The following is an 11,635-nucleotide window of genomic DNA, read 5'->3' on the forward strand; positions in this document are numbered from 1 at the left end:
GGAGGTGAAGCACGTGGCCGCGGATGGCGGACGCCTCCGCCGTACCCCACTGCAGGAGATCTTCTGGACCAGGACGAGCCTGCTCCTCACGGTGCTCGTCGTGGTCGCCGGCCTGAGCCTGTGGGTCGCCGGTCTGATGGAGCCCGGCACCGGGAAGAACCTGGTGACGTCGCTGGGCACCGGCACCCTGATCTCCGCGATCGTCGGGTTCGGCCAGACCCTGATCACCGCCAGCGCGTCGCAGAAGGCGCTCGTCACCCCGGTGATCGAGGAGAGCCGGCGTGCGCTGGAGGACCTGAGCGCCGAATACCGCGCGCTGAACAAGGAGTTCTTCCCCACCGACGTGTTCGAGGCGACGACCGAGCCCGACCCGGCGTTCAACCGCGCGCTGATGGCCGACCTCGACGCGACCCGGCAGTACTTCTTCCGCGGCTTCTCCGGGCGGCACGCGGCCGCCCGGCTGCTGCTTTCCCGCACCGAGCGGGAATTGCGCGCGGTCATCGCCGATCCGCGCGACGCGAGCTCGATCAGCGGGCGCGCCCGCTACCTGTTGCGGCGCGAGGCGGGCGACGTCGACTACGAGCAGATCCAGACCCGGCTCGAAGAGGAGATCCGGATCGGGCTCGTCGGCCTCTTCCTGGCGCGCAGCCGCTGCGCGCAGGTCGACATCACCGTGGTCGCCGACCCGCCGCTGGACCGGCTCGAGATGTTCGACGACAGCGTGTGGGTGTCGCTCTACAGCGACGTCCGCGGCGCCACCAAGCTGTACCCGCGGTCCCTGCGGTTCACCGAAGGGTCCTTCCTCTACAACATGGAACGCGCCGAGTTCGTGCGCGTCTCGCAGTCCCGGACCGGCCGCCACTTCCGCATCACGTCCGCGACGACGCGGACGGATTTCCTGGCGCTGTTCGAGAAGATCACCGGATCCCCGTTGTCCGAGGAGCAGTTCCGCGAGCTGGAGGCGAAGTTCCACGCCTTCCGCGCGGAGTTCTCCGCAGTCGCCGAGCTAGGGAGCTGACCTTGCTCACCCGCCTGTCCCCCTTGTCCGAACTGGCCACGCGCCTGCGCACGGCCGGGTTCCCGCTCGCCGCGGACTGGCGCGTGGTCGACGGCTGGTTCCGGCCGTGGGCCGCCCAGCCCGGCCTGCGGGACGAACTGCGCACGCAGCTGCGCGCGCTGTCCGCCGCGCAGGCCACGAAGGTCCTGCGCTCGTCGCGGGAAACGACCACCCACTTCGCCTGGTGCCTGCTCGATTCGCCGTCCGACCCGTTTTCCTTCTGGCTGCACGAATACAAGGCGCAGCAGGACTGGCGGGAAGGGTACGCGGATTCCGTGCACAACCACAGGTACCACTTCTGCACCACGATCCTCCGTGGTGACTACCTCCACGAAAGGTACGAAACGACGATCGACGACGGCACCGGGCTGATCGCGTCGGCGCGGTTGCGCCGCCGGACGCTCTGCGCGGCCGGCGCGTGTGCCACCATGCTGGCCGACGAATTCCACCGGATCCCCGAAGCGGCCACCGGGACGATGACTTTCCTCGTCAAATCACGCCCGGTGAGCAGTTTCAGCCTGTCTTTCGACCCGGCCTCGGGAATCGGCCATCGTCACGTTCCGGTGGAGGTCCGATTGGGGGAATTGGCCGACCGCATCTAGCTACACACCGGCGTCAGCGGCGCTTACCATTACTCCACCCGTCTGAATACCACGGCCGGGATGGGAGAGGTGTATGCGCACGCAGGAAAGCACGATCGACCACGTGATCGTCGGCGCCGTCGAAGAAAGGGTCCACCGGCTTTGCCGGGAGTACGCCGACCGGCTGCAGTTCCACGGCTGGCACCACGTCGGTTTCGTCCGCGCGAAGGCGGCCGGTTTCGCCCGGCACAACGGCGCCGACGTGGCGGTGGTGGAAGTGGCCGCGCTGGTGCACGACGTCAACTACCTGGTGCTCCGGAACTCGCCGGCCGCGGCGGGCCGGAGCCTGCGGCTGGAAATCCTCGCCGAATGCGGTGTTCCGCCGCGGATCGCGCGGTGGATCGACGAGATCGTCGACGAAGCGGAAATGGCCACCCGCGGCCGCGACATTTCGCTGGAGGCACAGGCGCTGAGCGACGCGGACACGTTGTTCAAGGCGCTGCCGGTGACGCCGGTGGTGCTGGCGCACCGCTACCTGCGCGAGAACGGCCTGAGCCTGCGCGAGCTGGCCCACAAGATCGTCGGCGAGCAGTGCGACGTCCACGACGAGGGCTACTACTTCTACAACCCGGAGGCGGCGGCCACGTACTCGCGCTGGGCGACGGCGAACCTCCAGCTGTGGCAGTGCATCAAGGAGGCGGTCGACGACCCGACGGTGGTGGAGCTGCTGGACGCGGTGGCGTCTTAGCCCTGCCCGTAGCCCTTCAGCCGTTCGACGACGTTCGCGACCTCGGGCGGCGGCAGCAGGCTGGGCCGCCCGGCGCTCTGGGCGAGCAGCCACACGCGGCAGGCCCATTCGAGCTGCTGGGCGCGGTGGTAGGCGGCTTCGAGGCCATCGCCGTAGGTGAGGGTGCCGTGGTTGGCCATCAGACAGCCACGGCGCCCTTCAAGCGCTTCGAGCACGGCGGCGGCGAGCTCCGGCGTGCCGTAGGTGGCGTAGCGGGCAACGCGCACGGAGGGGCCGATGGTGGCGATGATGTAGTGGATCGGCGGAACCTCCCGAACGAGCGTGGAGACGGCGGTGGCGTGCGGCGAGTGCGTGTGCACGACGGCCGTCACGGGCTCCCCGTCCGGGTCGCGAACGTCCCAGTACACGGACAGGTGCATCGGCAGTTCGCTGGTGGGTTTGAGCGCCCCGTCGACGACCTGCCCCCCGAGGTCGACAACGGGGATGTCGGCGGGGGTGAGGCTCGAGTAGGCCACCCCGGTGGGCGTGACGGCGACGAGATCACCGCCCCGCACGGAGACGTTCCCGGAGGTCCCGACGACCAGGCCATCCCCGACCATCCGCCGCGCATAGGCACACACGGCGGCCCGCTCGGTCTCGAGGATCATGCGCAGGTCCCGTCTCGTGGGTGATCGGCATCTGCTGTGCAGATTGCCAGCCACCCCCGAGCGGGGGCCACCTCCCCGGGCGGGGGATTTACGCGCTTTGCCGGGGTGGGTTGGCGGCTTGGCCGCTGGGGCACGCCGCTCCAGTGAGGTTGCTCGGACTCGGGCCGTGTCTCGGCGCGCATGGACGCCACTCCGGCGAAGTTGCGGTGGCATCTCGGACGTCGGCCCGCCTCGCGAACGGCCGAACTCTGCACGCGGCCGCCGCCGGAAACCTGCCCTGCCCCGGGAGCGGGAAGCCACCCGGGGCCCGACCAAACTCCCCCGCCACTCCCAGGGTGCGTGCCCAAGTACAGTCTACCGGCCCTGGCCTGCAAAAACGCCCACTCGCGAAATCTGTGGACAACCCGGGCCGATGTGGATAACTAGGCCTTCGCCGGAGCCGCGGGAGGGGCCGCCGAGGGCTTCGGAGCCGGCTTGCGGTCGCCGTTCGCCGCCGAAGCCGGCTTCTCCGCCGAAGCCGAGCCGGCAGCCGGAGCCGAGCCAGGAGCCGAAGCCGAGCCGGAACCCGACGCCGAAGCCGGAGTGGAAGCCGAAGCCAGCGCCAAAGCCGGGCCCGCGTCCGAAGCCGCCTCCTCCGGCGGTGCCAGCAACCTCATCGCCTCCTTCACCGCCACATCCGTGGCCGCGATCCGCTCGGCCACCTTCGCCCGCAGGTCCAGCGCCAGCTTCCGGTTCTCGTCCGCCGTCGCCTGGGATGCCTGGGCGGCCGCCAACGCCGCCTCCGTCTCGCGCTTCTTCTGCGCGAACTCCTCCTCGAACGCCTTCTTCCGCGCGGCCAGCTCCTCCGCCGCGACGCGGTCCGCCTCCTCGCGCAACGCAGCCGCCGCCGCTTCCGCCGCCGCGTCCGCTTCCTTGCGGGCCCGGTCGGCCGCCGCCGCCAGCTCGACCCTCTTCGCCCCCGCCGCCGCGTTCAGCTTCTCGATCTCGCCCTTCGCCTCCGACAGCAGACGGGCGCGCTCCTCCTCCGCGTCCTTCGCCAGCTTGTCGGCCGTGCGGCGGGTCTCGTGCGCGTACTTGTCCGCCTGGTCGCGGGTCGAGGCCGCGTCCGCCTCCGCCGCCGAACGGAGGTCCGCGATCTCCTCCTCGGCCAGCTGCATCATCATCCGGACGCGCTCGGCCATCGCGCCGGCGCCGGACGGGCTCGAGCTCATCCTGGCCAGCGCGGCCTTCGTCTCGGCCAGCTCCTTCTGCGCGTACGCGAGGGCCTTCGAGAGGTCCGACGACGTCGCGACGGCTTCGTCGCGGCTGCGGGACGTCTCGCGCAGGTCCTTGTTCAGTTCGGCGATGCGCTCGTCGACCTGACGCTGGTTGTAGCCGCGGACACCCACGGCGAACTGGGCGGTCTTCGGGGCGGACTGGGGCTTCTCAGGCGCGACCATCGGGCCACCTTAATGAGCAAGAGCCCGTGAAGACGTACCGCCAATCGGATGCATCACTATTTCGGCAACCCCCCGTGACGCATGGCATTCCGCGCTGGTCGGGCCCGAGCCGCTAACGTGCGCGCGTGGACTTCGGCACGCACTGGCAGGTGTACGTCACCATGCCGGTCATCGCGGCCCTGATCGGCTACGTCACCAAGCGCGTCGCCATCGAGATGATGTTCCGCCCGCTGGAGTTCGTCGGCGTCAAACCCTTCGGCTGGCAGGGCGTGCTGCCGGCGAACGCCGAGCGGATGGCGGCCACCGCCACCGAGATGCTGACGACCACCCTGGTCGACCCGAAGGAGATCTTCGCCCGGCTCGACCCGGCGGAAGTCGCCAAGGAGATCGAGCAGCCGCTGCTGCGGGTCGTCGAGGACGTCACCCGCGAGGTGATGGAGACCTACCAGCCGCGGCTGTGGGAGGTCCTGCCGAACAGCGCGCAGCAGCTGCTGCTCAAGCGCGTCCAGGCCGAGGCGCCGAAGGCGATCACCAAGATCATGCGGGAGATCGCCGGCAACATCGAGGACGTCCTCGACCTCAAGCACATGGTCGTGACGAACCTGGTCCGCGACAAGGCACTGCTCAACCGGCTGATCCGGGACATCTCACGGCCGGAGATGCGGTTCATCGCCCGCTCGGGCCTGGCCTTCGGGTTCGGCCTCGGCTGCGTGCAGCTGGTGGTCTGGGCGCTGACGAAGTCGCCGATCGTGCTGCCGCTGTTCGGCCTCGGCATCGGCTGGCTCACCGACTGGCTGGCCCTGAAGATGATCTTCCTGCCCCGCGAGCCGCGCCGGTTCTTCGGCCTCTACACCTGGCAGGGCGTCTTCCAGAAGCGCCGCGACCAGGTGGCCGCCGACTACGGCGACATGATCGCGCGCGAGATCATCACCATCCCGAACCTCCTGGAAGCCGTACTGCGCGGCCCGAAGTCCGACAAGCTGTTCGCGCTGATCACCCGCGAGGTGCAGAAGACGATCGACGCGCAGGCGAGCGTCGTCAAGCCGTTCGTCGCCATGGCGGTCGGCACGAGGAAGTTCCAGGAGATGAAGCAGACGGCGGCGGCGAAGGCCGCGGAACGCGTCCCGGAGACGATCCGCCACGCCGAGGACTACGCGATCAACGCGCTCGACGTGCGCAACACGATCGTGGACCGGATGAAGAAGCTGAGCCCGCTCGAGTTCGAGCAGCTGCTGCGGCCGGCGTTCCGCCAGGACGAGTGGAAGCTGATCGCCGTCGGCGCGGTGATCGGCGGGCTCGTCGGGGAACTGCAGGTGCTCGCCCTGCTCGGGTAGCCGGTACGGTTTCGCTCTCGGGATCGCGAGGGGAGGCCGGCATGGACGCTGTCCTGCACGACCTCGCCCTGCGCTGGCCGCTGTACGCGGCGATGCCGTTCGTCGCCGCGCTGATCGGGTACGTCACCAAGCGCGTGGCCATCGAGATGATGTTCCGGCCGCTCGACTTCGTCGGGATCCCGCCGTTCCTCGGCTGGCAGGGCGTCGTCCCCAAGCACGGCGGCCGAATGGCCGCCGTCGCCACCGAGCTGCTGACGGCGAACCTGCTCGACCTGCGCGAAGTGCTGGACCGGATCGACCCGGTGATCATCACCAGCGAGCTCGAACAGCCGCTGCTGAAGGCGGTCGACCACACCGCGCGCGAGGTGCTGGCCGAGCACCACCCGCGGCTGTGGGAGGTCATGCCGACGCTGGCCCAGGAAATGCTGATCAAGCAGGTCCAGGCGGCGGCACCGCGGCTGGTCCGGGAGTTCCTCGACGACGTCCGCGAGAACCTCGACGAGGTCCTCGACGTCCAGCACATGACGGTCCAGCGGCTGACCCGGGACCGCGCGCTGCTGGTCCGGCTGATCCGCGAGACGTCCCGCCCGGAGATGGCGTTCATCGCCCGGATGGGGATCTACTTCGGGTTCGGCCTCGGCTTGGTCCAGACGATCGTGTGGGCGTTCACCCGCGAGCCGTGGGTGCTGCCGGTCTTCGGCGGGGTGATCGGGCTGTGCACCGACTGGCTGGCGATCAAGCTGATCTTCGTCCCGCGCGAGCCGGTGCGCGTGGGCCGGGTGATCTTCCAGGGCAAGTTCCAGCGCCGCCGGGCCGAGGTGGCCCGGCAGTACGGCGAGCTGATCGCGACCGAGGTGCTGACCGTCCGGAACCTGCTGGACGCGATCCTGCGCGGCCCGCGCGCCGACCGCCTGGCGGCCATGGTCGAGAACCTCGTCTCGGACGCGGTCGACAAGCAGCTCCCGCTGTCCCGCACCCTGGGCGGCACCCGCCTGCGCGAGATGAAGCACGCGGCGGCCCGGAAGGCCCTCGATCAGCTACCGGACACGGCCCGGTACGCCGAGGGGTACCTGACCGAGGCGATGGACGTCGCGAAGGTGATCGAGCAGCGGATGCTGGCGTTGACACCGCTGGAGTTCGAGGGCTTGCTGCGGCCGGCGTTCCGGCAGGACGAGTGGAAGCTGATCGCCGTCGGCGGGGTGATCGGGTTCCTCGTCGGGGAGCTGCAGGTCCTGCTGATGCTCGGCTGATCGGGTGATGCCGCTAAACCCGGCGACGACCCGCGCGTGATCCGGTCGGCCACCCGGCCGACCAGGACACGCAAAGGGGAACCCGTGAAGCGATTCGTCACCGCAGTCGTTCTTTCGCTCGCCGGCCTGTTCGCGGGAGCGGGCGTCGCGTCCGCCGACGTGATCGTGGGCCCGGGGCAGTTCGGGCACGTGTGCAGCGGCTACCAGTACGTGCCCTCGAACCACGGCCTCTACTGGCAGTCCTGCGCCTGGGCGGACAACAACGAGGTGTACTTCACCGTCCACTTCGGCAACGCCACCGACACCACCTGGGCGGTGACCGAGGTCAACCTCGGCTTCTACAAGTCCGGCGGCTACACCCAGTGCACCCCCATCCCGAGCTTCTACGTCTCGCCCCATTCGGTCCGGCAGACGCCGAGCGACGCGTGCCTGCGGACCCGCACCAGGGCCGCCTACCAATCCGTCGGCTACCCGAACTCGTCCGCGTGGGCGATCAGCGACACGCTCCAGGTGCAGTGAGTCAGGCCGCCGCGACGAGGGCCGGTTCCACCGTGCTGACCCTCGTCCGGCGGTCCCGCTGCCACGCGAGCACCCGGCACACCACGTAGATCAAGAACGAAATCGCCGTCACGAACGCGCTCACCGGCAGCCCCGGGGCCAGTGACAGGACGATTCCGCCGATCGCCGCCACCTCGGCGAACACCACCGACAGCACCGTTGCCTTCCACGGTGACGCCGTCACGCGGGCCGCCGCCGCGGCCGGGGTCACCATCAGGGCCACCACCAGCAGCGAGCCGACCACCTTCACGCTCAACGCCGTCGAGACCCCCACCAGCAGCGCGAACACCACGGTCAGCGTCTTCACCGGGACCCCGCGGGCCACGGCCACGTTCCGGTCCACCGAAGCGAACAGCAACGGCCGGTACACCAGCGCCAGCACCGCCAGCACCACCACCGACGACACCACGAACAACGTCAGGTTCGTCGAGTCGATCGTGATGATCTGGCCGGTGAGGATCCCGAACTTGTTCCCGGACCGTCCCTTGTAGAACGACAGGAACAGCACGCCCATCCCGAGCCCGAAGGACAGGATCACGCCGATCACCGAGTCGCGGTCCGCGTCACGCGCGCCCAGGATGCCCAGGAGCAGGGCCGCCGCCACCGCGCCGATCAGGGCGCCGTACTCGACGCCGATCCCCAGCAGCAGCGCCGCCGCGCCGCCGGTGAACGCCAGCTCGGACGTGCCGTGCACCGCGAACGACATCCGCCGCATCACGATCAGCGGGCCCAGCACCCCCGCCACCAGGCCGAGGATCAGCGCCGCCAGCAGGGCGGTCTGCACCCCGGACAGCTCGGTGATCAGTTCCCAGGTCTTGCCGAAGTCGAACAGATCCAAGACTCAGCCCACTTGTTCTTCGACGTCGTGTTCGTGGTGGTGCGGCTCGCCCTCGCACAACGCGCTCTGCGCGCCGGCGATGTGGATCTGGCCGCCGACCTTGAGCACCTCGACGCGGGTTCCGTACAGCTCCGACAGCGTCTCCGTGGTCATGACCTCGTCCGGCTTGCCGATCCGGAACTGGCCGTTGACCAGGTACAGCACCCGGTCGACGAACGGCAGCACCGGGTTGATCTCGTGCGTCACGAACAGCACCGCCGTCCCCGCCGTGCGGCGGCGGGCGTCGATCAGCTCGCTGATCGCGCGCTGGTGCGCCAGGTCGAGCGACAGCAGCGGCTCGTCGCAGAGCAGCACCTCCGGGTCGCCGACCAGGGCCTGCGCCACCCGCAGCCGCTGCTGCTCGCCGCCGGACAGCCTGCCGACCGGCTGCTTCGCGTACCGCGTGGCCCCGACGGCGTCGACCGCCGCGGCGACCTGACGGCGCCGGGCCGCGATGCCCGGGAAGCCGAACCCCCAGCGGTGCCCGTCGAGGCCCAGCCCGACCAGGTCGACGCCGCGCAGCGTCAGCGACTCGTCGATCGCGCGCTGCTGCGGGATGTAGCCGACCTTGCGGTTCGCACCGCCCGGCCGGCCGCCCGCGATCTCGACCGTGCCCGCCGAGAGGTCCTGCATGCCGAGCAGCGCCTTGAGGAAACTGCTCTTGCCGGAACCGTTGGGGCCGAGCACGGCGAGGAACTCACCCGGCTCGACGACGAGGTCCAGCCCCGACCACAGGGTCCGGGGTCCGAACGCGAGCCCGGCCCCGCGGACCCGGACCGCGGGACGTACGTCGTCTGAGACGGGAGACATGGTTACTTCAACGCCCCTGCCAGCGCATCTACTTCCCCGGTCATCCAGCCAATGTAGTCGGTCACACCCGGCGGCAGCGTCTCGGTCACGTCGACGACGCCGATCCCGGCCGCCTTCGCCTGCCCGACGACGTCCTGGGTCAGCGGGGTCACCGTCTGCGCGTTGTTGATCAGCGCCTTGACCTGCTTGGTGGCGATGAGCTGCTTGTACTCGTTCACGGCGCCGGCCGGGACGTCCGTGTCGTTCTCGACGGCGTCCGAGAAGGCCTTCGGCGTCGCGTCCGTCAGCTTCGCGCTCCGGAGCAGGTAGTGCGCCACCGGCTCGGTGACGACGACCTTCGTGCCCTGGTGCGTGGTGCCCAGCTCGCCGAGGCGCTTCCCCAGCGCGTCGACCTTCGCCTTGAACGCCGTCGCGTTGTCGGTGAACGCCTGCTTCGACGCGGGCTCCAGTTCGCCGAGCCGCGCCGCGACCTGGTCGGCGACCTTGTCGACGCCCGGCAGGTCGTACCAGACGTGCTCGTTCTCGTCGCCGGTCGCGGCGATGTCGTAGGCGACGAGCTTCTTCGCGTCCCCGGCCTGCGCGGTGAGCTTGTCGAAGAACTCGTCGTAGCCGCCGCCGTTGGACAGCAGCAGCTTCGCGTCCTTCGCCGCCAACGCGTCATCAGCCGTCGTCTCGTACGAGTGCGGGTCGGCCGACGGGTCGTGGATGATCGACTTGACCTCGACCTTGTCGCCGCCGACGGCGGTCACGACGCTGCCCCAGACGTCCGTCGAAGCCACGACCTTGATCTTGCCGGACTCGCCGGACTGCGCGCCGCCGCCGGAGCACGCGGCCAGTGCGAGCACGGACAGGGCCGAAGCGGCGGCGAGCACGCTCCTGGTGCGGCGGGAACTCATCGGTTGACTCCTGAGTGGGACGCAGACGCTAATGGAAACCGTTGTCAGATTCACCTTACCCCATCCGGATGACTTTCTGGCCGCCGGATCGGGTTTTGGTGTATGCGTCTTCGCGCATGCGGATCGAGACATCGACCACGCGGGGTGTCTCTTCAGGAAACCGATCTGAACCGTTACGGTTTGCTGATGGGACGTCCTATTCGCACCCGGAGGCAGGCGACACTGGCGTCGCTCGCGGCGGAGCTCGGTGTGTCCAGGACCACGGTGTCCAACGCCTACAACCGGCCGGACCAGCTGTCCCCGGAACTGCGCCGCCGGGTCCTCGAGACCGCGCGGCGCCTCGGCTACCCCGGTCCCGACCCGGTCGCCCGCTCCCTGCGCACCCGCAAGGCGGGCGCGGTCGGGCTGCTGCTCACCGAGAACCTCTCCTACGCCTTCCGCGACCCCGCGGCCGTCGGCGTCCTCGAAGGACTGGCGCTGGCCTGCGAAGACGCCGGCGTCGGCCTGCACCTGGTGCCGGCCAGCCCGGGCCGTGAAGACGTGGCCGCGGTGCACCGCGCCGGCGTCGACGGCTTCGTCGTCTACTCCGTCCCGGACGACGACCCGCACCTGGCCGCCGTGCTGGAGCGCCCGGTGCCGACGGTGATCATCGACCAGCCGAGCCTCGAGGGCATCGACCGCGTCGGCCCGGACGACGCCGCCGCGGTCGGCAAGATCGCCGAGCACCTGGTGACGCTGGGCCACCGGCAGGTCGGCGTGATCTGCATGCGGCTGGCCCGCGAGCGCAACGACGACTTCGTCTCGGCGACCCGCCAGAGCGGCGCGCACTTCCACGTCCAGCGCACCCGGCTGGAGGCACTCGCCGTGGCGTTCTCGGCGGCGGGCGTCGACTGGGCGGGTGTCCCGGTGGTCGAGCGCTTCGACCACACGGTGGACGACGGCGCGTCCGCGGCCCGCCAGCTGCTGGACGCGTACCCGCAGATCACGGCGGTGATCTGCACCTCGGACATCCTCGCACTCGGTGCGATGGCCGAAGCCGAGCGGCGCGGGCTGCGGGTGCCGCAGGACCTCACGGTCACCGGCTTCGACGGCATCGCCGAGGCCGAGCGGATCGGGCTGACCACGGTCCACCAGCCGGTGCTGGAGAAGGGCAAGACGGCCGGCCGGCTGCTGCTGAGCTCGGGCGACCGGAGCGCGCCGAAGGTGATCACCCTGCCGACCGAACTGCGCGTCGGCCGGACGTCCGCGCCGCCGCGGACGGTCGAGGAGCCTTGGTTCGGCGGCTAGACGAGTAATGCGTAACTCGGTCAGTGGTCGTAGGCGGTCAGTGATCGGGTGATGGGTTGGCCGGTGGCGCGGTTGTGCCAGATGGCGGCGGTCAACGCGAGGAGGCGTTGGGCGACGCGGACGCCGACACCCTCGATGGTGCGTCCGCCGT

General features: G+C 70.0%; 12 protein-coding genes and 1 pseudogene. 7 read left to right on the forward strand and 6 right to left on the reverse strand.

What is annotated here, in order from left to right; genetic code table 11:
* The first annotated feature begins 4 nt into the window (after positions 1–4).
* The 3 genes from ABZX11_RS09715 (at position 5) to ABZX11_RS09725 (ending at position 2,386) form a co-directional block, all read left to right on the forward strand.
* Positions 5–1,018, forward strand: coding sequence for a hypothetical protein (locus ABZX11_RS09715; protein ID WP_176174394.1), 1,014 nt, complete (start codon positions 5–7; stop codon positions 1,016–1,018).
* Positions 1,019–1,020: 2 nt separating this feature from the next.
* The gene (locus ABZX11_RS09720) at positions 1,021–1,659 is read left to right on the forward strand and encodes a hypothetical protein (RefSeq protein ID WP_176174393.1); all 639 of its coding nucleotides are present in this window, start codon (positions 1,021–1,023) and stop codon (positions 1,657–1,659) included.
* A 73-nt stretch (positions 1,660–1,732) separates the two neighbouring features.
* A complete protein-coding gene (locus tag ABZX11_RS09725; protein WP_176174392.1) occupies positions 1,733–2,386 on the forward strand; it encodes an HD family phosphohydrolase in 654 nt (217 codons plus the stop codon).
* Here ABZX11_RS09725 and ABZX11_RS09730 read toward each other — a convergent pair.
* Together ABZX11_RS09730 and ABZX11_RS09735 are read right to left on the reverse strand one after the other, a co-directional pair.
* On the reverse strand, positions 2,383–3,033 hold the full coding sequence (locus tag ABZX11_RS09730) for a class II aldolase/adducin family protein (RefSeq protein ID WP_176174391.1): 651 nt from the start codon (positions 3,031–3,033) through the stop codon (positions 2,383–2,385). The two genes, ABZX11_RS09725 and ABZX11_RS09730, sit on opposite strands and share 4 nt — an antisense overlap.
* Before the next feature lie 422 nt (positions 3,034–3,455).
* Entirely contained in the window at positions 3,456–4,472 is a 1,017-nt protein-coding gene (locus ABZX11_RS09735) for a hypothetical protein (protein WP_354911471.1), read from the reverse strand.
* Between the two features lie 161 nt (positions 4,473–4,633).
* On the opposite strand from ABZX11_RS09735, the gene ABZX11_RS09740 reads away from it, so the two are divergent.
* The 3 genes from ABZX11_RS09740 (at position 4,634) to ABZX11_RS09750 (ending at position 7,575) form a co-directional block, all read left to right on the forward strand.
* Positions 4,634–5,806: a DUF445 family protein gene (locus ABZX11_RS09740; protein WP_176178105.1), complete on the forward strand. Its 1,173-nt coding sequence runs from the start codon at positions 4,634–4,636 to the stop codon at positions 5,804–5,806.
* A gap of 41 nt (positions 5,807–5,847) precedes the next feature.
* Positions 5,848–7,056: a DUF445 domain-containing protein gene (locus ABZX11_RS09745; protein WP_354911474.1), complete on the forward strand. Its 1,209-nt coding sequence runs from the start codon at positions 5,848–5,850 to the stop codon at positions 7,054–7,056.
* Between the two features lie 84 nt (positions 7,057–7,140).
* Positions 7,141–7,575 (forward strand): hypothetical protein, encoded by a 435-nt coding sequence (locus ABZX11_RS09750; RefSeq protein WP_354911477.1) that lies wholly within the window; start codon positions 7,141–7,143, stop codon positions 7,573–7,575.
* Between the two features lies 1 nt (position 7,576).
* Here ABZX11_RS09750 and ABZX11_RS09755 read toward each other — a convergent pair whose 3' ends face one another.
* The 3 genes from ABZX11_RS09755 to ABZX11_RS09765 are packed head-to-tail and all read right to left on the reverse strand — an operon-like array spanning position 7,577 to position 10,197.
* On the reverse strand, positions 7,577–8,452 hold the full coding sequence (locus ABZX11_RS09755; protein ID WP_176174387.1) for a metal ABC transporter permease: 876 nt from the start codon (positions 8,450–8,452) through the stop codon (positions 7,577–7,579).
* Positions 8,453–8,455: 3 nt separating this feature from the next.
* Positions 8,456–9,301: a metal ABC transporter ATP-binding protein gene (locus ABZX11_RS09760; RefSeq protein ID WP_176174386.1), complete on the reverse strand. Its 846-nt coding sequence runs from the start codon at positions 9,299–9,301 to the stop codon at positions 8,456–8,458.
* A gap of 2 nt (positions 9,302–9,303) precedes the next feature.
* Positions 9,304–10,197 (reverse strand): zinc ABC transporter substrate-binding protein, encoded by an 894-nt coding sequence (locus tag ABZX11_RS09765; protein WP_354911481.1) that lies wholly within the window; start codon positions 10,195–10,197, stop codon positions 9,304–9,306.
* A 186-nt stretch (positions 10,198–10,383) separates the two neighbouring features.
* Between ABZX11_RS09765 and ABZX11_RS09770 the strand changes: the two genes are divergently transcribed.
* Positions 10,384–11,484, forward strand: a complete 1,101-nt coding sequence (locus tag ABZX11_RS09770) for a LacI family DNA-binding transcriptional regulator (RefSeq protein ID WP_176174384.1) — start codon at positions 10,384–10,386, stop codon at positions 11,482–11,484.
* A 20-nt stretch (positions 11,485–11,504) separates the two neighbouring features.
* On the opposite strand, the pseudogene ABZX11_RS09775 reads toward ABZX11_RS09770, so the two are convergent.
* Positions 11,505–11,635: pseudogene (locus tag ABZX11_RS09775) on the reverse strand (IS982 family transposase); the annotation flags it as partial.

The sequence above is a fragment of the Amycolatopsis sp. NPDC004169 genome (genome assembly GCF_040610315.1).
Taxonomy (GTDB): Bacteria; Actinomycetota; Actinomycetes; order Mycobacteriales; family Pseudonocardiaceae; genus Amycolatopsis.